Origin of the sequence: Streptomyces noursei (assembly GCF_016917755.1) — a bacterium.
In the GTDB taxonomy this organism is placed as follows: domain Bacteria; phylum Actinomycetota; class Actinomycetes; order Streptomycetales; family Streptomycetaceae; genus Streptomyces; species Streptomyces yunnanensis.
In genome coordinates, this window is the sequence record NZ_CP070326.1 from 6,868,045 (window position 1) to 6,891,393 (window position 23,349).

Genomic DNA, 23,349 nt, shown 5'->3' on the forward strand with positions numbered 1-23,349 from the left:
CCCGTCCCCCTTCCCCGGGTCGAGGCGCGGCCCTCGGCCCGGAGGGGAAGGGGGGTGAAGGGGAGGAAAGGGGAGGAAAGGGGAGGGTGGAGGGGCCGCAGGGCGCCCCGTCATCCGTCGTGATCTGTCGGCCGTCGAGGAGTGTTCGCGAAACCGTCCGTTGAGGCAGAATCGGCAGCAGCCGTTCATACGGGACGGCGTACACGCCAGCCGTTCATACGGGCGGCGCGGACGATCGGCGGGAGTCGGCAGGAGGCCGGCAGGGGTACTCGGCAGCCGGTCGCGGTCGTGCCGTCCGCCGGAGCCATCGAAGGTCCCATGCCGCACACCCTCGCCTCACTGGTCAACCACACCGCGCTCAAGCTGACCGTGCTCGCGGGCCAGGACCAGCTGAACGTCCCGGTGCGCTGGGCGCACGCCAGCGAGCTGATCGACCCGGTGCCGTACATGGAGGGCGGGGAACTGCTGCTGATCACCGCGCTCAAGCTGGACGCGGAGGATCCGGAGGCCGCGGACCGGTATGTGCGGCGGGTCGCCGAGGCCGGCGTGGTCGGGCTGGGCTTCGCGGTCGGGGTGAACTACGAGGGGGTGCCCGAGGCGCTGGTCGAGGCGGCGCGCCGGCACCACCTGCCGCTGCTCGGGGTGCCGCGCCGGACGCCGTTCATCGCGATCAGCAAGGCGGTGTCGGCGTCCGTGGCGGCCGACCAGTACCGCGCGGTGACCGCCGGTTTCGAGGCGCAGCGGGAGCTGACCCGGGCGGCCCTCAGCGCCGAGGGGCCGACCGAGCTGCTGGCCCGGCTCGCGGCGCACCTGAACGGCTGGGCGGCGCTCTACGACGCGTCCGGGGCGGTGGTGGCGGCCGCCCCCGAGTGGGCGGCGCGGCGGGCGGCCCGGCTCGCCGAGGACGTGGCGCGGCTGCGCGAGCGTCCCGCACCGGCCAGCTCCGTCGTCAGCGACACCGACGGCGACGACCGGGTGGAGCTCCAGTCGCTGGGCACCGGGCGCCGGGCCCGCGGGGTGCTCGCCGTGGGGACCGGCGCGTCGCTGGGCACCGCCGAGCGGTACGCGGTGAACTCGGCGGTCGCGCTGCTGACGTTGACCACCGAGCGGTCCCGGGCGCTCCAGGACGCCGAACAGCGGCTGGGCGACGCGGTGCTGAAAATGCTGCTCGCGGGCGAACCCGACCACGCCCGGGCGGTGGCCGGGCGGCTCTACGGCGGGCTGCTGGACGCCCCGTTCCGGATGGTGGTCGCCGAGCCGGTGCCCGCCGACGACCAGCCGGCCTCCCCCAAGCTCCCGGCGTCGTTCGAGCCAGCGGGACCCCCCGCGCCGTCGGGCGCCGGCGCCGCGCCCGTCCTGGACGCGCTCGCCGACGCCATGGAGTCCGCCGCCGCCCGCACCGGCGAGGCGGTGCTCGCCGTACCGGACGGCGGCCGGCTGATCGTGCTGGTCACGGACGGCGGCGCGGCCGCGGACGCCTGCGCCGCGTTCGCCGCCGAAGCCGAGGCCCGCCTCGGCGCACAGCCGCGCCCGCGCGGCCGGAACTCCCGGCCCGGCACCGGCCGGGAGGGCGACGGCGTGGCCATCGGCCTCTCCGCCCCCACCGGTCCGATGGCCGCCGCCCATGCCTACCGCCAGGCCGAGCAGGCGCTCTCCGTCGCCCGCCGGCGCGGCCGCACCCTGGTGGAGCACGAGGACGTGGCCGCCGGCTCGGTGCTGCCGCTGCTCGCCGACGACGCGGTACGGGCCTTCGCCGACGGCCTGCTGCGCGCGCTGCGCGAGCACGACGCGACCGGGCGCGGCGACCTGGTGGCGTCCCTGCGGGCCTGGCTCGCCCGGCACGGCCAGTGGGACGCGGCCGCCGCCGACCTGGGCGTCCACCGTCACACCCTGCGGTACCGGATGCGGCGCGTGGAGGAGATCCTGGGCCGCTCGCTGGACGACCCGGACGTCCGGATGGAGCTGTGGCTGGCGCTGAAGGCGACGTCGGCGCAGGCGGGGGAGTAGGGCGCGCGGGACGCGCCGGTGACGGGCCGTGCGCTGGCGGCCCGGTCGCGCCGCCAGGGGCCGTCCGGCCTGCGATGTCGTGCCGCTGCGGGGTCCTGGACTCCACCACGGAGGGACGCCCCCGCGGATTACGCCGCTTCGGACAAGCGTCAGGAGGGCGTCGCACCCCTACGGTGGGCTGCAGAGTCCACGCCAAGCCGCTCCCAGAGCTGCGCGCGCACCACCCACCATCACTGAAGGGCCGGGATCCACTGTGCCGAACACTGCTGCAGCCCCCACCGCCTTCTGGCTCGCCGGCCGTGAGGCCACCGGCGAGACCACCTTCGATGTCACCTCCCCCTGGGACGGCCGCCTCGTCGGCACGGTGAGCGTGCCCACCGAGGCCCAGGTCGAGGAGGCCGTCGCCGCCTCCGTCGCGGTCCAGGACGAGCTGGCCGCGACCCCCGCCCACGTGCGGGCCGCCGCCCTGGACCACGTGGTGCGCGGGCTGGTGGAGCGCACCGAGGAGATCGCCCAGCTGATCTCCGCGGAGAACGGCAAGCCCATCAAGTGGGCGCGCGGCGAGGTCGGCCGGGCCATCTCCGTGTTCCGCTTCGCGGCCGAGGAGGCCCGCCGCTTCAACGGCGGCGAGGCGCAGCGCCTGGACACCGACGCGGGCGGCGCCGGCCGGCTCGCGCTGACCCGCCGCTTCCCGCGCGGCACCGTCCTGGGCATCGCGCCGTTCAACTTCCCGCTGAACCTCTGCGCCCACAAGATCGCCCCGGCCATCGCCGCCGGTGTCCCGATCCTCCTCAAGCCGGCCCCGGCCACCCCGCTCTCCGGCCTGATCATCGGTGAGCTGCTGGCCGGTACCGACCTGCCCGCCGGCTCCTGGTCGATCCTCCCGGTCCCCAACGACCGCATGGAGGCGCTGGTCCAGGACGAGCGGCTGCCGGTCATCTCCTTCACCGGCTCCGACACGGTCGGCTACGCCATCCTCGACTCGGTGCCGCGCAAGCACTGCACCCTGGAGCTGGGCGGCAACGGCGCGGCCGTCGTCCTGCCCGACTGGTCCTCCGAGCAGGACCTGGACTGGGCGGCGCAGCGCATCGCCACCTTCTCCAACTACCAGGGCGGCCAGTCCTGCATCTCGGTGCAGCGGGTCATCGCCGACGCCTCGGTCTACGACCGACTGGTGGCCAAGGTCGTGGAACGGGTCGAGGCCCAGGTCACCGGCGACCCGACCGACCCGGCCACCGAGGTCGGCCCGCTGGTCAGCGAGGCCGCAGCCCAGCGCGTGGAGTCCTGGGTGGACGACGCCGTCGAGCGCGGCGCCAGGCTCCTCACCGGCGGCAAGCGCGACGGCGCCTCCTACGCGCCGACCGTGCTGGAGAACGTGCCGGCCGGCGCCACCCTCGCCACCGAGGAGGTCTTCGGCCCGGTGCTCACCCTCCAGAAGGTCGACGGGGTGGACGCGGCGTTCGCGGCCGTCAACGACTCCAAGTTCGGCCTCCAGGCCGGCGTGTTCACGCACGACGCCAGGACCGCCTTCCGCGCCCACCGCGCACTGGAGGTCGGCGGCGTGGTCATCGGCGACGTGCCGTCCTACCGCGCCGACCAGATGCCCTACGGCGGCGTCAAGCAGTCCGGCGTAGGCCGCGAGGGCGTCCGCTACGCCATGGACGACTACACCTACGAGCGGGTCCTGGTCCTCACCGGACTGGACCTGTAGGCCCCGGGAAATCCCGGAACCGGGCGGGCCGGTCGCCCCGGCCCGCCCGCACCCCTTTGATCCGGCCTGGTCCGGTGGACAGCGACGGCCATCCCTGAGGCCGTACCGCCCGCCAGGTCCCGGCCGGCGCACCCCCCGGCGCCGGCCCTCCTCGCGCGGCGCGCTCCGGCACCCTGTTTCCGGAGCGCGCCGCGTTCCCCGTTTCCGGCACTGCCCCCCGCCAGCCCGGACTTCCGACGCTAGGGCCCCGTTCCGCCCCGGATCCTCCTGACCGAGGCGGATGCGGGGCCGTACCGGCAGGGGGAGGAGCCGCCCCGCGCGTACCACCAGCGCGGTATGCCGCACCCCCGCCGGAAGGCCGCCCGGCGCCGCGCGTCGCGTCCCTGGCGGGGCCCCTCCCCCATGTCTTAAGGACAGGGGAGGTGCCCCCATCCTGGCCTCCGCTCCGCTGGTGCAACCCGCGCGGATCGGGTACTTGTCACAAGTAGCACTGCCCGGCGGCCGACCGGTCCGCCGGCAGAACTCCCGATCCGCGGCGAGGTGAGCTCCTGATGACCGCTCCGTCCATCCGCAACGTTTCCGAGCGCGAAGCCCGCCAGGTCGCCGAGGCGGCCCGTGAGCAGGACTGGCACAAGCCCAGCTTCGCCAAGGAGCTGTTCCTGGGGCGCTTCCGGCTCGACCTCATCCATCCGCACCCCACCCCCGCGGTGGACGACGTCCGGCGCGGCGAGAAGTTCCTGGCCACGCTGCGGGAGTTCTGCGAGACGGAGATCGACGGCGCCCGCATCGAACGGGAGGGCCGCATTCCGGACGAGACCGTCCGCGGCCTGAAGGAACTGGGCGCCCTCGGCATGAAGATCGACCCCAAGTACGGCGGTCTCGGGCTCACCCAGGTCTACTACAACCGCGCCCTCGCCCTGGTCGGCTCGGCCAGCCCGGCGATCGGTGCGCTGCTCTCCGCGCATCAGTCGATCGGCGTACCGCAGCCGCTGAAGCTCTTCGGCACCCAGGAGCAGAAGGAGACGTTCCTGCCGCGGCTGGCCCGCACGGACATCTCGGCGTTCCTGCTCACCGAGCCCGACGTGGGCTCCGACCCGGCCCGGCTGGCGACTGCCGCGGTCCCCGACGGCGAAGAGTACGTCCTCGACGGCGTGAAGCTGTGGACCACCAACGGCGTGGTCGCCGACCTGCTGGTGGTGATGGCCCGGGTGCCCGCCTCCGAGGGGCACAAGGGCGGCATCACCGCCTTCGTCGTCGAGGCCGACTCGCCCGGTATCACCGTCGAGAACCGCAACGCCTTCATGGGCCTGCGCGGCCTGGAGAACGGCGTCACCCGCTTCCACCGGGTGCGGGTGCCGGCCGCCAACCGCATCGGCCCCGAGGGCGCCGGCCTGAAGATCGCCCTGACCACGCTCAACACCGGTCGGCTCTCGCTGCCCGCGATGTGCGCCGGCACCGGCAAGTGGTGCCTGAAGATCGCCCGCGAGTGGTCCGGCGCCCGCGAGCAGTGGGGCCGCCCGATCGCCAAGCACGAGGCGGTCGGCGCCAAGATCTCCTTCATCGCGGCGACCACCTTCGCCCTGGAAGCCGTCGTGGACCTCGCCTCCCAGATGGCCGACGAGAACCGCAACGACATCCGCATCGAGGCCGCCCTCGCCAAGCTCTACGGTTCCGAGATGGGCTGGCGGATCGCCGACGAACTGGTCCAGGTCCGCGGCGGCCGGGGCTTCGAGACCGCCGACTCGCTCGCCGCCCGCGGCGAACGCGCCGTCCCGGCCGAGCAGACGCTGCGGGACATGCGGATCAACCGGATCTTCGAGGGCTCCACGGAGATCATGCACCTGCTGATCGCCCGCGAGGCGGTGGACGCCCACCTGTCCGTCGCCGGCGACCTCATCGACCCCGACAAGTCGCTGGCCGACAAGGGACGGGCGGCCGCCAAGGCCGGCGGCTTCTACGCCCGCTGGCTGCCCAAGCTCGTCGCCGGCCCCGGCCAACTCCCGCGCACCTACCAGGAGTTCGGCGAACTGGCGGGCCATCTGCGGTACGTCGAGCGGACCTCCCGCAAGCTCGCCCGGTCCACCTTCTACGCGATGTCCCGCTGGCAGGGGAAGATGGAGACCAAGCAGGGCTTCCTCGGCCGGATCGTCGACATCGGCGCGGAGCTGTTCGCGATGAGCGCGGCCTGCGTCCGGGCCGAGCACCTGCGACTCACCGGCGCCCACGGCCAGGAGGCGTACCAGCTGGCGGACGCCTTCTGCCGGCAGGCCCGGATCCGCGTCGAGGAACTGTTCCACCGGCTGTGGACCAACACCGACGAACTGGACCGCAAGGTCGTCTCCGACGTCCTCGGCGGTCGCTACACCTGGCTGGAGGAGGGCGTCGTCGACCCCAGCGGCGACGGCCCCTGGATCGCCGACGCCGCCCCCGGCCGGAGCACCAAGGACAACGCCCGCCGGCCCTTCCGGTAAACCCGCACCGCTTCGTACGGGCGGCCCGCGCGTCGCCCGTACGGGGTGCGGGCGCCCTCGGTGGCCGGGGCACCGTGCCGACCGGCCACAATGGACCACATGACGGACAGCCTCGCCCACCCGCACCTGCGCTTCGAGCCGGCCGCCGACGGCTCGGCCGCCGGCCACCCGGCCGGCCCCCGGGAGATCGTGATCCTCGGCTCGACCGGCTCGATCGGCACCCAGGCCATCGACATCGTGCTGCGCAACCCCGACCGGTTCCGGGTCACCGCGCTCGCCGCGTCCGGCGGCCGGGTCGAGCTGCTGGCCGAGCAGGCGCACCGGCTGCGGGTCGCCGCCGTCGCGGTGGCGCGCGAGGAGGCCGTGCCCGCGCTCCGCGAGGCGCTGGCCGCGCGCTACGGCGCCGGCGAGGTGCTGCCGGAGATCCTCGCCGGTCCCGACGCGGCCACCGAGCTCGCCGCCGCCGGCCCCTCGGAGTGCCACACCGTCCTCAACGGCATCACCGGCTCCATCGGCCTCGCCCCCACCCTCGCCGCCCTGAAGGCCGGCCGGGTGCTGGCCCTCGCCAACAAGGAATCGCTGATCGTCGGCGGCCCGCTGGTCAAGGCCGTCGCCAAGCCGGGCCAGATCATCCCCGTCGACTCCGAGCACTCCGCGCTCTTCCAGGCGCTGACCGGCGGCACCCGCGCCGAGGTCCGCAAGCTGGTGGTCACCGCCTCCGGCGGCCCGTTCCGCGGCCGCACCCGGCGCGAACTGGCCGGCGTCACGCCCGAGCAGGCGCTGGCCCACCCCACCTGGTCGATGGGCCCGGTCGTCACCATCAACTCCGCCACCCTGGTCAACAAGGGCCTGGAGGTCATCGAGGCGCACCTGCTCTTCGACGTCCCCTTCGACCGCATCGAGGTCGTCGTCCATCCGCAGTCCTACGTCCACTCGATGGTGGAATTCACCGACGGCTCCACCCTCGCCCAGGCCAGCCCGCCCGACATGCGGATGCCGATCGCGCTGGGCATCGGCTGGCCCGACCGGGTCCCCGACGCGGCCCCTGGCATCGACTGGACGAAGGCCCAGACCTGGGAGTTCTTCCCGCTCGACGAGGAAGCCTTCCCGTCCGTGCCACTGGCCTGCCGGGTCGGCGAACTGGGCGGTACCGCCCCGGCCGTCTTCAACGCCGCCAACGAGGAGTGCGTCGAGGCGTTCCTCACCGGCGGGCTGCCGTTCACAGGGATTGTGGATACGGTCGCCGCAGTGGTCGACGAGGGACTGGCATCCGGAGTGGTGATGAAGCAGCAGCACGACGGAGCCCGGCCCTCCGGCACGTCCGGCGGTGGAACCTCCCTCACCGTCGCGGACGTCCTGCAGGCCGAGACCTGGGCGCGCGCCCGCGCCCGCGAACTGGCCGCCGCGGCGGCACGCACCCCATCGGAGGCTCGCGCATGACGACCTGGATGACCATTCTCGGCATAGTCGTCTTCGTCGTCGGCCTGCTGTTCTCCATCGCCTGGCACGAGCTCGGCCACCTCACCACGGCCAAGATGTTCGGCATCCGCGTGCCGCAGTACATGGTGGGCTTCGGGCCGACGCTCTTCTCCCGGAAAAAGGGCGACACCGAGTACGGCATCAAGGCGGTCCCGCTGGGCGGCTACATCCGGATGATCGGCATGTTCCCGCCCGGCGACGACGGGAAGCTGCAGGCCCGCTCCACCTCCCCGTTCCGCGGCATGATCGAGGACGCCCGCTCGGCGGCCTTCGAGGAGCTCCAGCCCGGCGACGAGCACCGGCTGTTCTACACGCGCAAGCCGTGGAAGCGCGTCATCGTGATGTTCGCCGGGCCGTTCATGAACCTGGTCCTGGCCGTGGTGATCTTCATGAGCGTGCTGATGGGCTTCGGCATCAACACCCAGACCACCCAGGTCGGCTCGGTCTCCGACTGCGTCATCTCGGCCTCCGCCAAGACCGACAAGTGCCCGGCCGGCGCCAAGGACTCCCCGGCCAAGGCGGCCGGGCTGCGCGCCGGCGACAAGATCGTCACCTTCAACGGCCGGGCTGTCCCGGACTGGGGCACCCTCCAGGAGCAGATCCGCAGGACCACCGGACCGGCGACCCTCGTCGTCGAGCGGCACGGCGCCAAGGTGACCCTGCAGGCCGACCTCATCGAGAACAAGGTCGCCAGGACCGACGGCCACGGCGGCTACGTCCCCGGCGAGTACGTCACCGCCGGCTTCCTCGGCTTCACCCCGGCCAGCGGCATCGTCCAGCAGACCTTCGGCCAGTCCGTGGACCGGATGGGCAACATGGTCACGCAGGGCGTGCAGTCGCTGGCGCAGGTCCCCGGCAAGATCCCCGACCTGTGGAACGCGGCCTTCAACGGCGCCGAGCGCAAGCAGGACTCCCCGATGGGCGTGGTCGGCGCGGCCCGGGTCGGCGGCGAGGTCTTCTCCCTGCACATCCCGCCGGAGCAGCGGGTGGCGACCATGCTCTTCCTGGTCGCCGGCTTCAACCTCTCGCTGTTCCTGTTCAACATGCTGCCGCTGCTGCCGCTGGACGGCGGCCACATCGCCGGCGCCCTGTGGGAGTCGCTGCGGCGGGCCTTCGCCAAGGTCGTCCGGCGCCCCGACCCCGGCCCCTTCGACGTCGCCAAGCTGATGCCGATCGCCTACGTCGTCGCCGGGATCTTCATCTGCTTCACCCTGCTGGTGCTGGTCGCCGACGTGGTGAACCCGGTGAAGCTGACATAGCCCCGTCGTCCGGGAATCGTCCGGCCGGGCACGCCGCCACCGTATGGGCGTGCCCGGCCGCCCCCTTTCGAGGGGCGTCAGGGTTCGATGTGCCTCCGGCAACCCGGGTGCCGTAGGCTCGATGACCGGAGCCCGCCGAATCCGGGCCTTGATCCATACCTTGGGGTTGCTCGCCAGATGACTGCCATCGCACTGGGAATGCCGGACGTACCGACCAAGCTTGCCGACCGCCGGGTCAGCCGCAAGATCCAGGTCGGTACGGTCGCCGTGGGCGGAGACGCACCGGTCTCGGTGCAGTCGATGACGACCACCCGGACCTCCGACATCGGCGCCACGCTCCAGCAGATCGCCGAGCTGACGGCCTCCGGCTGCCAGATCGTCCGGGTCGCCTGCCCCACCCAGGACGACGCCGACGCACTCTCGGTGATCGCGAAGAAGTCGCAGATCCCGGTGATCGCGGACATCCACTTCCAGCCCAAGTACGTCTTCGCCGCGATCGACGCCGGCTGCGCCGCGGTCCGGGTCAACCCCGGCAACATCAAGCAGTTCGACGACAAGGTCAAGGAGATCGCCAAGGCGGCCTCCGACGCCGGCACCCCGATCCGGATCGGTGTCAACGCCGGCTCCCTCGACCAGCGGCTGCTCAAGAAGTACGGCAAGGCCACCCCCGAGGCCCTGGTCGAGTCCGCCCTGTGGGAGGCGTCCCTCTTCGAGGAGCACGGCTTCCGCGACATCAAGATCTCGGTCAAGCACAACGACCCGGTCGTGATGGTCAACGCCTACCGCCAGCTCGCCGCCCAGTGCGACTACCCCCTCCACCTCGGCGTCACCGAGGCCGGCCCGGCCTTCCAGGGCACCATCAAGTCGGCGGTCGCCTTCGGCGCCCTGCTCAGCGAGGGCATCGGCGACACCATCCGGGTCTCGCTCTCCGCGCCGCCCGTCGAAGAGGTCAAGGTCGGCATCCAGATCCTGGAGTCCCTCAACCTCCGCCCCCGCCGCCTGGAGATCGTCTCCTGCCCGTCCTGCGGTCGCGCCCAGGTCGACGTCTACAAGCTCGCCGACGAGGTCACCGCGGGCCTGGAGGGCATGGAGGTCCCGCTCCGGGTCGCCGTCATGGGCTGCGTCGTCAACGGCCCCGGCGAGGCCCGCGAGGCCGACCTCGGCGTCGCCTCCGGCAACGGCAAGGGCCAGATCTTCGTCAAGGGCGAGGTCATCAAGACCGTCCCCGAGTCCAAGATCGTCGAGACCCTGATCGAAGAGGCCATGAAGATCGCCGCGCAGATGGAGGCCGACGGCGTCGCCTCCGGCGAGCCGGTCGTCACCGCCGCCGGCTGACCGCCGCCGCACGCGCCGCACACGAGCCCCGCCGCCCACCCCGGGCCGCGGGGCTCGCGCCCGTCCGCCCCAGGGGAGCCCGGGTGCCCCCGCGTCGGTGGAGGTACAGTGCCAGGACCTGCTCCCGCCTGGCCTCCCAGGCCCCGCAACGGTGAGGCTTTCCGACACGTGCTGACGACCACCGCCCTCAAGGTCCTCGAACCGGGAGAGCTCGAAGCGGCCCTCGCGGTCCTGGACCGCGAGCCGGTGGCCAACGCCTTCGTCGCCGCCCGCGTCCAGGTCGCGGGCCTCGACCCCTGGCGGCTCGGCGGCGAGATGTGGGGCTGGTACGTCGGCGGCCGGCTGGAGTCCCTCTGCTACGCCGGCGCCAACCTCGTCCCCGTCTGCGCCACCCCCGAAGCCATCCGCGGCTTCGCCGATCGCGCCCGCCGCCAGGGCCGCCGCTGCTCCTCCATCGTCGGCCCCGCCGGCCCCACCGCCGCACTCTGGTCACTGCTGGAGCCCCACTGGGGCCCGGCCCGCGAGATCCGCGCCCACCAGCCGCTGATGGTCACCCGCGCCCCGTCCACCGAGGTCGCGCCCGACCCCTACGTCCGGCGGATCCGCAAGGACGAACTCGACGTGATCATGCCCGCGTGCGTGGCGATGTTCACCGAGGAGGTCGGCATCTCCCCGCTCGCCGGCGACGGCGGGCTGCTCTACCAGGCCCGGGTCGCCGAACTCGTCGGCGCCGGCCGCTCGTTCGCCCGCATCGAGGACGGCAAGGTGATCTTCAAGGCCGAGGTCGGCGCCGCCACGCCGCTCGCCTGCCAGATCCAGGGCGTCTGGGTCGATCCCGCCTACCGCGGCCGGCGCCTGTCCGAACCAGGGATGGCCGCCGTGCTCCGCTACGCCCTCCACGACGTCGCCCCGCTCGTCAGCCTCTACGTCAACGACTACAACACCGCGGCCCGCGCCGCCTACCGCCGAGTGGGCTTCGAGGAAGTCGGCGCGTTCATGAGCGTACTTTTCTGAGGCCCGGCCTTGTACGCTCCGAGCATGGATGACGTCGCGGTCGGCCCCCTCGATCTCGCCGCTCGCGTGGACGACGCGTTGGCCGTGCAGGCCCTCGCATTCGGGCTCAGCGACGACGAGATCGCCGTCCGCCGCCACATCGTGCTGCGCCACCTCGGCTGCCGCGGCGCCCGCGCCCTCGGCGCCACCACCCCCACCGGCCGGCTCATCGGCTTCGTCTACGGCATGCCCAACGACCGCGCCTACTGGTGGTCCACCGTCGTCGAGCCCTACCTGCGCAGCCAGGGCCTGGACCACTGGCTCGACGACTCCTTCGTCATCACCGAGCTGCACGTCCACCCCGCCTACCAGAACCACGGCATCGGCCGCACCCTGATCACCGCCATCACCGACGACGCCGCCGAACCCCGCAGCATCCTCTCCGCCATCGACACCGAGAGCCCCGCCCGCGGCCTCTACCGCTCACTCGGCTACCAGGACATCGCCCGCCGGGTCCTCTTCCCCAGCGCCCCCACCCCCTACGCCGTGATGGGCGCCCCCCTCCCCCTGCAACGCCCCTGATCGGACCACGGCGGGAGAGCCGGCAACGCGGCAAGCAGGCCCAGCGCAGCGGATACGTATTTCCTTGGGCCACACCCCTCCGGCTAACCTCCAGGGAGTCACCTTTCTTACGCAGGAGAAACTCCCATGGCCCACGCCGCACAGGTCCAGCGCATGTCCCGCTTGATGTTCAAGACATTGCGCGACGACCCGGCCGACGCCGAGGTGCTCAGCCACAAGCTCCTGGTGCGCGCCGGCTTCGTGCGCCGCACCGCCGCCGGTGTCTGGTCCTGGCTGCCGCTCGGCAAGAAGGTCCTCGCCAACATCGAGCGGATCGTGCGCGAGGAGATGGACGCCATCGGCGGCCAGGAGGTCCTGCTGCCCGCCCTGCTGCCGAGGGAGCCCTACGAGGCGACCGGCCGCTGGGAGGAGTACGGCGCCGAGCTGTTCCGCCTCAAGGACCGCAGGGGCGGCGACTACCTCCTCGGCCCGACCCACGAGGAGATCTTCACCCAGCTGGTGAAGGACCAGTGCACGTCCTACAAGGACCTGCCGGTGATCCTCTACCAGATCCAGACCAAGTACCGCGACGAGGCCCGCCCGCGCGCCGGCATCCTGCGCGGCCGCGAGTTCCAGATGAAGGACTCGTACTCCTTCGACACGGCCGACGAGGGCCTGGCCGAGTCCTACGCGCTGCACCGCGCCGCGTACCAGAGGATCTTCGAGCGGCTCGGCCTGGACTACCGCATCTGCGCCGCCATCGCCGGTGCCATGGGCGGCTCCAAGTCCGAGGAGTTCCTGGCCCCGGCCGCGGCCGGCGAGGACGTCTTCGCCGACTGCCCGAGCTGCGACTTCGCGGCCAACACCGAGGCGATCACCTACGAGCTCAAGCCGGTGGACGCCGCCGGCGCCCCCGTGCTCGAAGAGATCCCCACCCCGGACACCCCCACCATCGAGACGCTCGCCGCGCACCTCGACGTGCCGGCCTCCGCCACCCTGAAGAACCTCCTCGTGAAGGTCGACGGAGAGATCGTCGCCGTGGGCGTGCCCGGCGACCGCGAGGTCGACATGGGCAAGGTCGAGGCGCACTTCGCCCCGGCCGTCGTGGAGCTGGTCTCCGCCGAGGACTTCGTGGGTCGCGACGACCTCGTGCGCGGCTACGTCGGCCCGCAGGGCCTGGAGAAGGTGACGTACCTGGCCGACCCGCGCGTCGCGCCCGGCACCGCCTGGATCACGGGCGCCAACAAGGAGGGCCTGCACGCCAAGAACGTCGTCGCCGGGCGCGACTTCGAGGTCGACGCGTACGTCGACGTCGTCGTGGTGCAGGAGGGCGACCCCTGCCCGAACTGCGGCACCGGCCTCAAGCTGGACCGCGCCATCGAGATCGGCCACATCTTCCAGCTGGGCCGCAAGTACGCCGACGCCTTCCAGCTCGACGTGCTCGGCCAGAACGGCAAGCCGGTCCGGGTGACCATGGGCTCGTACGGCATCGGCGTCTCGCGCGCCGTCGCCGCGCTGGCCGAGCAGCACGCCGACGACAAGGGCCTGTGCTGGCCCCGCGAGGTGGCCCCCGCCGACGTCCACGTCGTCGCCGCGGGCAAGGCCAAGCAGACCGAACTCGCCCTGGACGTCGCCGACCAGCTCGGCGCCGCCGGCCTGCGCGTCCTGGTCGACGACCGGCCCGGCGTCTCGCCCGGCGTCAAGTTCACCGACGCGGAGCTGATCGGCGTGCCGACCATCGTGGTCGCCGGCCGCCGCGCCGGCGAGGGCGTCGTGGAGGTCAAGGACCGCCGCACCGGCGAGCGCGAGGAGCTGACGGTCGCCGAGGCCGTCGCCCGCCTCAGCGCCTGACCGCGCAACGGCAACGGGCCGGCCGGGGCACCCGCCCCGCCGGCCCGTTCCGCTGTCCGGCGTGCCCGGTCGGCGGCTACACGTAGGCCGCGAACTCCAGCAGCGACTCGCCGCGCCGCCGGTCACCCGACACCGACTCCCGCACCCCGGCGCGCACCGCCCGGTACAGCGTCCAGTCGCGCAGCCGCTCCCGGTCCACGTCCAGCGAGTCGGCCAGTTTGGCCACCCGCCGACGGGCCACCGCGGCCGCCCCCGACCCGGCCAGCAGATCCTCGAACCGGTCCAGCACCAACCGCGCCAGGTCGTACGCCCGCTCGCCCACCAGCGGCGCCGGCCCGACCGCCAGCCACGGCGCCCGCTCCCCGGCCAGCACCTTCCCCTGCCGGAACGCGCCGTGCAGCACGAACTCCTCCGCCGCCCCGGCCGGCAGCGACCGCCCCAGCTCCAGGGCCTCGTCCACCAGCGGCCCGGCACCCGCCGAGTCCCCGGCGGCCCGGAGCCGCTCGGCGTCCGCCGCGACCCGCTCCGCCACCGTCGCGAACGGATGCCCCGCCGGCGGCGCCACCCACAGCCGGCGCACCGTGCCGGCCGCCTCCAGCAGCGCCTTGGCCTCCGGCAGCGACCGCAGCGACACCGACCCCTGCAACCGCTCCAACAGCAGCGCGCCACTGGTCTCGTCGGACCGCAGCAGTCGCACCGCGCCCCAGCCGTCCCACACCCGCAGCGCCGCCGCCTCCTGCGCGGCGGCCCGCCCCGGCACCGGGAACTTCAGGGCCGCCGGCGTGCCGTCCTGCTGCCGCACGAACGCCACCAGGCTGCTGCTGCCACCCGGTGCGTGCACCCGATCCAGCATCAACTCCCAGGAATCCAACCGCTGTTGGACCAGTTCCGGCAGCGCCGCCAGCCAGGCCCGGACGGGGCCCTCCGGATCGCCGCCGAGCGCGCTCACCAAGCGTTGCGGCGGTTCGATGGGTGCCGTTGCCATGCCTGAGCTGTCCTTATCGTGGGGGAGTTGCCGCGGTCGCGGCCGGTCGTTCAGAGCTCGCTCGCGTCGGGGCCCGCGGCGCCCGACGGGGTGGGCGCCGCGGCCCGCTCCACGAGCCCAGGGAAGGCTACGCCGCTGCCCCGCCAGCGCACCGCGCGCACCGCCGCCTCGCGCAGCGCCGCCGCCGCCTCCTTGCGGTGCGCCCCGCCGGCGGCCCGGACCAGGTCCGCGTAGACGGCCGCCACCCGGTCCTCCAGCTCCGCGGCCAGCCGCGCCGCGGCGGGTGCGTCCGGCACCGGGAACGGCAGCTCGTAGGCGGCGGCCGCGGCCTGCGGCGCGCCGCCGAGGTCCCGTACGGTGCGGCGCAGCGCGTCCCGCCGGGCCCGATGCGCGTCGTACGCGCCCTGGGCCTCCGTACGGCGCCCGGCCCCGATCCGCCCACCGACCACGCCGTACCCGTACACCGCGGCGTGCTCGGCCGCCAGCGCGGCCTGCGTCGCGGCCAGTTCGTCCCGGTCGCGATCCCCGTCGCGCTGCGTGCGTGTCCTCGTCATGGCCCGTTCTTTCTCTCTGGTGCGGGGGTGCGTCGCGGTCGGCTCCGCGCCCTACGTTGCGGGCTGCTGCGGCCGCGCGGCGGTGGTCGGGTGGCCCGAACGGCCCAGGAGGGTGTGCCTCCGGCCCGGCGCCGGTCCCGGCGGCTCCCGCCTCACTCCGCCTCGGTCAGGAGGTACGCATGGGCCGCCCCGGCGGCCGCGACCGAGGCGAGCAGCCGGGCGAGTTCGGGCGGCGCGGACACCAGCGCCGCGGCGCGGGAATCCGCGAGCGTGCGTTCCGCGTCGGCCAGCGCCGTGCGGGCGCTCCGCTCGTCGGCCGGCACGCCGGGCGCGCTGTCGGAGGTGGCGGCCGCGGTGGACGTGGCGGACGCCGAGGGGGCCGTGGACGGCGCACCGGAGGTGAACGCCTCGATGTGGTGGGCGACTTCGTCCCGGAGGACCCGCAGCCGCGCCCCCAGTCCGGGATGCGCCGCGAGCGTCGCGTCGTACCGTGCGAGCAGTGCCCTGCTGTCCCGGGCCGCGTGCGTCCGCACCCGCTCCGCGGCGGCCGAACGCTCGGCCGCCCCCGGGGCGGGCCGGGCCTCGTCGGCGCACCCGGAGAGCAGCGCCGCACCTCCCAGGGCGGCGCCGGCCAGCAGGGTCGTTCTGCGTGTGAGCGCCACTTTCGGCACGTTGCACTTCCCGGGGTCTTCCGTAGTGATCACCGCAGGCGAGGGTATCCGTGACCACCCACCGAATCGTCAGTACCCCGCCGGAACCGATAGGCTTTGACCCGACACGCGACCTAACCACAACAGCACACGCGGCCGAGGAGTCACCCGGATGAGCACCACCCAGAGCGAGAGGCTGCGCGGACTGCTTGAACCGCTCGTCGCCGCGCGAGACCTGGATCTGGAAGAGATCGAGGTGACACCGGCCGGCAAGAGCCGAGTGCTGAGGATCGTGGTCGATTCCGACGAGGGCGTCCAGCTGGACGAATGCGCCGAGCTGAGCCGCGAGGCGTCCAAGGTCCTGGACGACACCGACGCGATGGGCGGCTCCCCGTACACCCTTGAGGTGACCTCGCCGGGCGCCGACCGGCCGCTGACCTCGCCGCGGCACTACCGCCGCGCCGTCGGCCGCCTGATCAAGGCCCGCCTCCACGAGGGCGGCGACCTGGTCGCACGGATCATCGCCATGGACGACAGCGGACTGGACCTCGAGGTGCCGGGCGTCAAGGGCCGCAAGCCGACCGCCCGCCGGGTCGAGTTCGCGGAGATCGCCAAGGCGCGCGTCGAGCTGGAGTTCAACCCCAGGCCCGAGCGGCCTGCCCAGCACGAGCAGATCGACAAGAACGACAAGAACGACAAGAACAAGGAGGAGGCGTAGCCGTGGACATCGACATGAGTGCCCTGCGGGGTCTGGTGCGGGAGAAGGAGATCTCGTTCGACCTGCTGGTCGAGGCGATCGAGTCGGCCCTCCTCATCGCGTACCACCGCACCGAGGGCAGCCGCCGCCGGGCGCGGGTGGAGCTGAACCGCAACACCGGCCACGTGACGGTGTGGGCGAAGGAGGACCCGGAGGACCTGGAGGAGGGTGCCGAGCCGCGCGAGTTCGACGACACCCCGTCCGGCTTCGGGCGGATCGCGGCGACCACCGCCAAGCAGGTCATCCTGCAGCGGCTGCGGGACGCCGAGGAGGAGATCACGTTCGGCGAGTACGCCGGGCGGGAGGGCGATGTCGTCACCGGCGTCGTCCAGCAGGGCAAGGATCCCAAGAACGTCCTGGTCGACATCGGCAAGCTGGAGGCCATCCTGCCGGTGCAGGAGCAGGTCCCGGGCGAGGAGTACACGCACGGCACGCGGCTGCGGTCGTACGTCGTGCGCGTCGTCAAGGGCGTCCGCGGCCCCTCGGTCACCCTGTCGCGCACCCACCCCAATCTGGTGAAGAAGCTGTTCGCCATGGAGGTGCCGGAGATCGCCGACGGGTCGGTGGAGATCTCCGCCATCGCGCGGGAGGCCGGCCACCGGACGAAGATCGCGGTGCGTTCGACGCGCTCCGGGCTGAACGCCAAGGGCGCGTGCATCGGCCCGATGGGCGGCCGGGTGCGGGCCGTGATGGCCGAGCTCAACGGCGAGAAGATCGACATCGTCGACTGGTCGGACGACCCGGCCGAGCTGGTGGCCAACGCGCTGTCGCCGGCCCGGGTCAGCAAGGTCGAGGTCGTGGACATGGCGGCCCGTTCCGCGCGGGTGACGGTCCCCGACTACCAGTTGTCGCTGGCCATCGGCAAGGAAGGGCAGAACGCCCGGCTCGCGGCGCGGCTCACGGGCTGGCGGATCGACATCCGTCCGGACACCGAGCACGCGCCGGTGCAGGGCTGAGCCACCGGCACGACGGGTCGCGGCGGACGAAAAGAAGTGGTGCCGCGGCGGCCCGCGCGGAATTCTTGAGCAGCGGATCGGGCTTTACCCCATCGGGGTGGAGCGGCCGCGGGGAGGTAGACTTAAGCAGTGTCTGGCCGGACGCATGCCCGCGCATGCCCTGAGCGCACGTGTCTGGGGTGCCGGGAGCGAGCGGCCAAGGGCGATTTGCTGCGCATCGTGGAGATCGAGGGTGAGTGTGTCCCCGATCCTCGCGGTACGCTGCCCGGCCGGGGTGCTTATGTGCACCGGACACTGGTCTGCCTCGACCTGGCGGTTCGCCGCCGGGCGTTCCCCCGGGCCTACCGGGGCCGCGGCCCGTTCGAGACGGCGGAGTTGCGCCGGTTCATCGAAGGGGGCGCGGGTTGAGCAGCCGCCATGGCAATAGCGCACAGCAAGAAACGCACAGCGCACGGAAAACCGTGCGGTCAGGTACCTCGCGAGTCGGAAGTAGGTCGAGATTGCGATGAGCACTCGATGAGTACGCGATGAGTACGCCCATGAAGTAGCGACGGTCCGGTGGACACCCGGACCTAGAAGGAGCGAAGTGGCTAAGGTCCGGGTTTACGAACTCGCCAAGGAGTTCGGTGTTGAGAGCAAGGTCGTCATGGCCAAGCTCCAAGAACTTGGTGAATTCGTCCGTTCGGCGTCCTCGACGATCGAGGCGCCGGTTGTTCGCAAGTTGACCGACGCTTTCCAGGCGGGCAGCGGCGGCGGCCGTTCCGCCGGCAAGCCCGCGGCGCCGCGCAAGTCGGCCCCCGCGAAGCCGTCCGCGCCCACTCCGGCGCAGGCGGCGCGTCCGGCTGCCCCGAAGCCGGGCGCCCCCAAGCCGGGCCCCGCGGCCCCGGCTGCCCCGGAGGCCCCGGCTGCTCCGGCAGCCCCTGAGGCCCCGGTGACCCCTGTGGCTCCCAAGCCTGCCGCCGGCCCCACCCCGGGTCCGCGGCCTGCCCCGGCCCGTCCGGCGGCGCCCAAGCCCGGCCCGGCCGCGCCCGCGCAGCCGGAGTTCCAGGCCCCGCCGTCGCCGGCCCCCGCAGCCCAGGGCCCCCGCCCGGGTGCTGCTCCGGGCTCGCGTCCCGGCGGCCGTCCCGCGCCCGGCCAGGGCCAGTCGCGCGGCAATGCCCCGCGTTCCGGTGGCCAGTCGGCGCGTCCCGGTGGGCCCCGTCCGGCCGGTCCGCGCCCGGGCAACAACCCCTTCACCTCCGGTGGCTCCACGGGCATGGCCCGTCCGCAGGCCCCGCGGCCCGGTGGCGCCCCGCGTCCCGGCCAGCCCGGTCCCCGTCCGCAGGGCGGCGGCCAGGGTGGTCCGCGTCCGCAGGGTGGCGGCCAGGGCGGCGCGCGTCCGACCCCCGGTGCCATGCCGCGTCCGCAGGGTGCGGCGCCCGGTGGTGCCCCGCGTCCCGGCGGCGGTAACCGCCCGAACCCGGGCATGATGCCGCAGCGTCCGGCTGCCGGCCCGCGTCCGGGCCCCGGCGGCGGTGGCGGCGGTCGCGGTCCCGGCGGTGCCGGTCGTCCCGGTGGCGGCGGCGGTCGTCCCGGTGGCGGCGGCGGCTTCGCGGGCCGTCCCGGTGGCGGCGGTGGCGGTCGTCCGGGTGGTGGCGGCGGCTTCGCCGGTCGTCCCGGTGGCGGCGGTCCCGGTGGTGCCGGTGGTGGCGGCGGCTTCGGCGGTCGTCCCGGCTTCGGCGGTCGTCCGGGTGGTCCCGGTGGCCGTGGTGGCACGCAGGGTGCGTTCGGCCGTCCCGGCGGTCCGGCGCGTCGCGGTCGCAAGTCGAAGCGGCAGCGCCGCCAGGAGTACGAGGCCATGCAGGCCCCGTCGGTCGGCGGCATCATGCTGCCGCGCGGCAACGGCGCGACGGTTCGCCTCTCGCGCGGTGCCTCGCTGACGGACTTCGCGGAGAAGATCAACGCCAACCCGGCGTCGCTGGTCCAGGTCATGCTGAACCTGGGCGAGATGGTCACCGCGACCCAGTCCGTCTCCGACGAGACGCTGCAGCTCCTCGCCGGCGAGATGAACTACAACGTCGAGATCGTCAGCCCGGAGGAGGAGGACCGCGAGCTGCTCGAGTCCTTCGACATCGAGTTCGGCGAGAACGAGGGCGGCGAGGAGATGCTGGCCTCGCGTCCGCCGGTGGTGACCGTCATGGGTCACGTCGACCACGGTAAGACGCGCCTGCTGGACGCGATCCGCAAGACCAACGTGGTCGCGGGCGAGGCCGGTGGCATCACCCAGCACATCGGTGCCTACCAGGTCACGACCGAGGTCAACGACGAAGAGCGTCGCATCACCTTCATCGACACCCCGGGTCACGAGGCGTTCACCGCCATGCGTGCCCGCGGTGCGAAGTCGACCGACATCGCGATCCTCGTGGTGGCGGCCAACGACGGTGTCATGCCGCAGACGATCGAGGCCCTGAACCACGCCAAGGCGGCCGACGTGCCGATCGTGGTCGCGGTCAACAAGATCGACGTCGAGGGCGCCGACCCGACCAAGGTGCGCGGTCAGCTGACCGAGTTCGGCCTGGTGGCCGAGGAGTACGGCGGCGACACCATGTTCGTCGACATCTCCGCCCGTCAGGGCACCAACATCGAGCAGCTGCTCGAGGCCGTCGTCCTCACCGCGGACGCCGCTCTCGACCTGCGGGCCAACCCCGACCAGGACGCCCAGGGCATCGCGATCGAGGCCCACCTCGACCGCGGCCGCGGCGCCGTGGCGACCGTCCTGGTCCAGCGCGGTACCCTCCGCGTCGGCGAGACGATGGTCGTGGGCGACGCCTACGGCCGGGTACGCGCGATGCTCGACGACAAGGGCAACCACGTCGAGGAAGCGGGTCCGTCGACCCCCGTCCTGGTCCTGGGTCTGACCAACGTCCCGGGCGCCGGCGACAACTTCCTGGTCGTCGACGAGGACCGTACGGCGCGCCAGATCGCCGAGAAGCGTGCGGCGCGCGAGCGCAACGCGGCGTTCGCCAAGCGCACCCGCCGGGTGTCCCTTGAGGACCTCGACAAGGTGCTCAAGGCGGGCGAGGTCCAGCAGCTCAACCTCATCATCAAGGGCGACGCGTCCGGTTCGGTCGAGGCCCTGGAGTCCTCGCTGCTCCAGCTCGACGTCGGCGAAGAGGTCGACATCCGGGTGCTGCACCGCGGCGTCGGTGCGGTCACGGAGTCCGACATCAACCTGGCGTCCGGCTCCGACGCGATCGTCATCGGCTTCAACGTGCGGGCCGAGGGCCGCGCCACGCAGATGGCCGAGCGCGAGGGCGTCGACGTCCGGTACTACTCGGTCATCTACCAGGCGATCGAGGAGATCGAGGCGGCCCTCAAGGGCATGCTCAAGCCGGAGTACGAAGAGGTCGAGCTCGGTACGGCGGAGATCCGCGAGGTCTTCAAGTCGTCCAAGCTGGGCAACATCGCGGGTGTGCTCATCCGCTCCGGCGAGGTCAAGCGGAACACCAAGGCGCGCCTCATCCGCGACGGCAAGGTGGTCGCGGAGAACCTCAACATCGACGGTCTGCGCCGCTTCAAGGACGACGTCACCGAGATCCGCGAAGGCTTCGAGGGCGGTATCAACCTCGGCAACTTCAACGACATCAAGGTCGACGACGTCATCGCGACGTACGAGATGCGGGAGAAGCCGCGCGGCTGATCTTGCAGTAGTCCGCCCGGTGTGCGGTCCACCAGGAACGGTGGCCGGGCGGCGGGCGGGCCGGGGCCGGTCGGCGGGAATTTCCGTCGATCGGCCCCGGTCGTTCCGTGTACGGTTCGAAATGACACGCACGCCTCCGGCCGACGCCGGGAGGCACCCCGAAGGCCCCACGGGTGGCTTGACCCGTCTTGCATGTACGTAGGGACGTTGTCCTTCGACCTGCTTCTCGGCGACGTACGGTCGCTGAAGGAGAAGCGCTCCGTCGTCCGCCCGATCGTCGCCGAGCTGCACCGCAAGTACGCGGTGAGCGCCGCGGAGGTGGGAGACCAGGACCTGTACCGCAGGGCCCGTATCGGCCTGGCGGTGGTGTCCGGGGACGCCGGACACCTGACGGACGTCATGGACCGCTGCGAGCGCCTGGTCGCCGCACGGCCCGAAGTGGAGCTGCTGTCCGTACGCCGGCGGCTGCACGGCGACGACGACTGAACCGGGCGACCGGGCGGGTCGTCGCCGGTGGAAGCACAATTGTGGAAAACAAGAAGGAGACGGACCAGTGGCCGACAATGCGCGGGCGAAGAAGCTGGCGGACCTCATCCGGGAGGTGGTCGCCCAGAAGTTGCAGCGCGGCGTCAAGGACCCGCGGCTCGGCACGCACGTGACCATCACCGACACCCGGGTCACCGGTGACCTGCGGGAGGCGACGGTCTTCTACACGGTCTACGGAGACGACGAGGACCGGGCCAGTGCCGCCGCCGGGCTGGAGAGCGCCAAGGGCGTGCTCCGCTCCGCGGTCGGTGCGGCGGCCGGCACCAAGTTCACGCCGACGCTGACGTTCGTCGCGGACGCCCTGCCGGAGAACGCCCAGACGATCGAGGACCTGCTCGACCGGGCCCGGGCCTCGGACGCCAAGGTGCGCGCGGCCTCCTCGGGCGCCGCGTACGCCGGCGAGGCGGACCCGTACCGCAAGCCGGGCAGCGACGAGGACGACGAGGACGCAGCGGCAGAATGAAGCGGCAGAGCACCAAGCCGGGCGGTCTTGTCATCGTCGACAAGCCGTCCGGCTTCACTTCGCACGACGTCGTGGCGAAGATGCGCGGGATGGCCCGTACCCGACGGGTCGGGCACGCCGGCACCCTCGACCCGATGGCGACCGGTGTCCTGGTCCTCGGCCTGGAGCGGGCCACCAAGCTGCTGGGGCACCTCGCACTGACGGAGAAGGAATACGTCGGGACGATCCGGCTGGGTCAGACCGCGATCACCGACGACGCCGAGGGCGAGATCACCGCGTCCAAGGCGGCGCACGGCCTGGCCCGCGAGGACATCGACGCCGGGGTCGCCGAGCTCACCGGCGCGATCATGCAGGTGCCGTCCAAGGTCAGCGCCATCAAGATCGACGGCAAGCGCTCCTACAAGCGGGTCCGGGACGGCGAGGACGTGGAGATCCCGGCCCGTCCGGTCACCATCTCCTCGTTCGTGGTGCACTCCGTGCACGAGTCCGAGGCCGCCGACGGCACCCCGGTGACCGACGTGCTGATCTCCGTCGTCTGCTCCTCCGGCACCTACATCCGCGCCCTCGCCCGTGACCTGGGCGCCGGGCTCGGCGTGGGTGGCCATCTGACGGCGCTTCGCCGCACCCGGGTCGGCCCGTACAAGCTCGACCGGGCGCGGACGCTGGAGCAGCTCCAGGCGGCGGTGGACGATCCCGAGGGCGACGGTCTGCCGGTCATGCCCCTCGGGGACGCCGCGGCCGCCGCGTTCACCCGCTGGGACGTCTCCGAGGCGCAGTCCCGGCTGCTGTTGAACGGTGCGCGGGTCCCGATGCCGCTCTTCGAGGGCGACGGCCCGGTGGCGGCCTTCGGGCCGGACGGGACATTCCTGGCGCTGGTGGAGAACCAGGGCGGGCGGGCCAAGAGCCTGGCGGTCTTCGCCTAGGGCGTGTTCGCACAGTCCCGTCTGCCGTTCGGCGGGCGGGACGGGCGCCGGACCCGGGCGGACCGCGCCGGCCCGGCCCGGCCTCCGCGTGCTTCGGGGGAGTGGTGGAACGCGGGCCGTGCGGATGGGCGCGGAGCGTTCGACCCGCGCTCCACCATCCCCCTCGCTG

General features: G+C 73.0%; 19 protein-coding genes. 16 read left to right on the plus strand and 3 right to left on the minus strand.

The genetic code is table 11. The annotated features are described in order from the left end of the window. Positions 1-318: 318 nt before the first annotated feature. The 9 genes from JNO44_RS30160 (at position 319) to JNO44_RS30200 (ending at position 13,667) form a co-directional block, all read left to right on the plus strand. On the plus strand, positions 319-2,007 hold the full coding sequence (locus tag JNO44_RS30160; protein ID WP_205366860.1) for a PucR family transcriptional regulator: 1,689 nt from the start codon (positions 319-321) through the stop codon (positions 2,005-2,007). Between the two features lie 253 nt (positions 2,008-2,260). Further along, positions 2,261-3,718 carry an aldehyde dehydrogenase family protein gene (locus JNO44_RS30165; protein ID WP_102925954.1) on the plus strand — a complete coding sequence of 486 codons (1,458 nt, stop codon included), beginning with the start codon at positions 2,261-2,263 and terminating at the stop codon, positions 3,716-3,718. Between the two features lie 551 nt (positions 3,719-4,269). Then, complete coding sequence (locus tag JNO44_RS30170) at positions 4,270-6,189, plus strand: acyl-CoA dehydrogenase family protein (protein WP_205366861.1); 1,920 nt, start codon at positions 4,270-4,272, stop codon at positions 6,187-6,189. A 99-nt stretch (positions 6,190-6,288) separates the two neighbouring features. Next, positions 6,289-7,629, plus strand: coding sequence for a 1-deoxy-D-xylulose-5-phosphate reductoisomerase (gene dxr / locus JNO44_RS30175; protein ID WP_205366862.1), 1,341 nt, complete (start codon positions 6,289-6,291; stop codon positions 7,627-7,629). Next, positions 7,626-8,927: a M50 family metallopeptidase gene (locus JNO44_RS30180; RefSeq protein WP_205366863.1), complete on the plus strand. Its 1,302-nt coding sequence runs from the start codon at positions 7,626-7,628 to the stop codon at positions 8,925-8,927. The genes dxr and JNO44_RS30180 overlap by 4 nt, the downstream gene beginning before the upstream one ends. A gap of 177 nt (positions 8,928-9,104) precedes the next feature. Then, a complete protein-coding gene (gene ispG / locus JNO44_RS30185; RefSeq protein WP_039632309.1) occupies positions 9,105-10,262 on the plus strand; it encodes a flavodoxin-dependent (E)-4-hydroxy-3-methylbut-2-enyl-diphosphate synthase in 1,158 nt (385 codons plus the stop codon). Between the two features lie 168 nt (positions 10,263-10,430). Further along, the gene (locus JNO44_RS30190) at positions 10,431-11,276 is read left to right on the plus strand and encodes a GNAT family N-acetyltransferase (RefSeq protein ID WP_205366864.1); all 846 of its coding nucleotides are present in this window, start codon (positions 10,431-10,433) and stop codon (positions 11,274-11,276) included. A gap of 24 nt (positions 11,277-11,300) precedes the next feature. Next, complete coding sequence (locus JNO44_RS30195) at positions 11,301-11,837, plus strand: GNAT family N-acetyltransferase (protein ID WP_205366865.1); 537 nt, start codon at positions 11,301-11,303, stop codon at positions 11,835-11,837. 126 nt (positions 11,838-11,963) lie between these two features. Continuing rightward, positions 11,964-13,667 carry a proline--tRNA ligase gene (locus JNO44_RS30200; RefSeq protein ID WP_205366866.1) on the plus strand — a complete coding sequence of 568 codons (1,704 nt, stop codon included), beginning with the start codon at positions 11,964-11,966 and terminating at the stop codon, positions 13,665-13,667. Positions 13,668-13,743: 76 nt separating this feature from the next. Here the strand turns inward: JNO44_RS30200 and JNO44_RS30205 are convergent, their stop codons facing one another. The 3 genes from JNO44_RS30205 to JNO44_RS30215 form a co-directional block, all read right to left on the minus strand. Beyond that, positions 13,744-14,652: an aminoglycoside phosphotransferase family protein gene (locus JNO44_RS30205; protein WP_205366867.1), complete on the minus strand. Its 909-nt coding sequence runs from the start codon at positions 14,650-14,652 to the stop codon at positions 13,744-13,746. 50 nt (positions 14,653-14,702) lie between these two features. Beyond that, the gene (locus JNO44_RS30210) at positions 14,703-15,206 is read right to left on the minus strand and encodes a ferritin-like domain-containing protein (protein WP_205366868.1); all 504 of its coding nucleotides are present in this window, start codon (positions 15,204-15,206) and stop codon (positions 14,703-14,705) included. A 152-nt stretch (positions 15,207-15,358) separates the two neighbouring features. Beyond that, positions 15,359-15,868: a hypothetical protein gene (locus JNO44_RS30215; protein ID WP_205366869.1), complete on the minus strand. Its 510-nt coding sequence runs from the start codon at positions 15,866-15,868 to the stop codon at positions 15,359-15,361. A 160-nt stretch (positions 15,869-16,028) separates the two neighbouring features. Between JNO44_RS30215 and rimP the strand changes: the two genes are divergently transcribed. The 7 genes from rimP (at position 16,029) to truB (ending at position 23,180) form a co-directional block, all read left to right on the plus strand. Continuing rightward, positions 16,029-16,574 (plus strand): ribosome maturation factor RimP, encoded by a 546-nt coding sequence (rimP, locus tag JNO44_RS30220; RefSeq protein WP_205366870.1) that lies wholly within the window; start codon positions 16,029-16,031, stop codon positions 16,572-16,574. Positions 16,575-16,576: 2 nt separating this feature from the next. Beyond that, a complete protein-coding gene (gene nusA, locus JNO44_RS30225; RefSeq protein ID WP_205366871.1) occupies positions 16,577-17,569 on the plus strand; it encodes a transcription termination factor NusA in 993 nt (330 codons plus the stop codon). Positions 17,570-17,698: 129 nt separating this feature from the next. Further along, positions 17,699-17,977, plus strand: a complete 279-nt coding sequence (locus tag JNO44_RS30230) for a YlxR family protein (protein ID WP_205366872.1) — start codon at positions 17,699-17,701, stop codon at positions 17,975-17,977. Between the two features lie 178 nt (positions 17,978-18,155). Next, the gene (infB, locus tag JNO44_RS30235) at positions 18,156-21,248 is read left to right on the plus strand and encodes a translation initiation factor IF-2 (protein ID WP_205366873.1); all 3,093 of its coding nucleotides are present in this window, start codon (positions 18,156-18,158) and stop codon (positions 21,246-21,248) included. Between the two features lie 192 nt (positions 21,249-21,440). Then, positions 21,441-21,734, plus strand: coding sequence for a DUF503 domain-containing protein (locus JNO44_RS30240; RefSeq protein WP_205366874.1), 294 nt, complete (start codon positions 21,441-21,443; stop codon positions 21,732-21,734). Positions 21,735-21,801: 67 nt separating this feature from the next. Beyond that, on the plus strand, positions 21,802-22,257 hold the full coding sequence (gene rbfA, locus JNO44_RS30245) for a 30S ribosome-binding factor RbfA (RefSeq protein ID WP_205366875.1): 456 nt from the start codon (positions 21,802-21,804) through the stop codon (positions 22,255-22,257). Continuing rightward, positions 22,254-23,180, plus strand: coding sequence for a tRNA pseudouridine(55) synthase TruB (gene truB / locus JNO44_RS30250; RefSeq protein ID WP_205366876.1), 927 nt, complete (start codon positions 22,254-22,256; stop codon positions 23,178-23,180). The genes rbfA and truB overlap by 4 nt, the downstream gene beginning before the upstream one ends. Positions 23,181-23,349: the final 169 nt, after the last annotated feature.

Excerpts from the sequence above, each read along its gene's own strand:
- JNO44_RS30240 (WP_205366874.1), top strand. The coding sequence starts at position 21,441 with ATGTACGTAGGGACGTTGTCCTTCGACCTGCTTCTCGGCGACGTACGG.
- JNO44_RS30210 (WP_205366868.1), bottom strand. The coding sequence starts at position 15,206 with ATGACGAGGACACGCACGCAGCGCGACGGGGATCGCGACCGGGACGAA.
- rimP (WP_205366870.1), top strand. The coding sequence starts at position 16,029 with ATGAGCACCACCCAGAGCGAGAGGCTGCGCGGACTGCTTGAACCGCTC.
- JNO44_RS30200 (WP_205366866.1), top strand. The coding sequence starts at position 11,964 with ATGGCCCACGCCGCACAGGTCCAGCGCATGTCCCGCTTGATGTTCAAG.
- JNO44_RS30195 (WP_205366865.1), top strand. The coding sequence starts at position 11,301 with ATGGATGACGTCGCGGTCGGCCCCCTCGATCTCGCCGCTCGCGTGGAC.
- truB (WP_205366876.1), top strand. The coding sequence starts at position 22,254 with ATGAAGCGGCAGAGCACCAAGCCGGGCGGTCTTGTCATCGTCGACAAG.
- dxr (WP_205366862.1), top strand. The coding sequence starts at position 6,289 with ATGACGGACAGCCTCGCCCACCCGCACCTGCGCTTCGAGCCGGCCGCC.
- JNO44_RS30160 (WP_205366860.1), top strand. The coding sequence starts at position 319 with ATGCCGCACACCCTCGCCTCACTGGTCAACCACACCGCGCTCAAGCTG.
- JNO44_RS30180 (WP_205366863.1), top strand. The coding sequence starts at position 7,626 with ATGACGACCTGGATGACCATTCTCGGCATAGTCGTCTTCGTCGTCGGC.
- JNO44_RS30170 (WP_205366861.1), top strand. The coding sequence starts at position 4,270 with ATGACCGCTCCGTCCATCCGCAACGTTTCCGAGCGCGAAGCCCGCCAG.
- ispG (WP_039632309.1), top strand. The coding sequence starts at position 9,105 with ATGACTGCCATCGCACTGGGAATGCCGGACGTACCGACCAAGCTTGCC.
- JNO44_RS30205 (WP_205366867.1), bottom strand. The coding sequence starts at position 14,652 with ATGGCAACGGCACCCATCGAACCGCCGCAACGCTTGGTGAGCGCGCTC.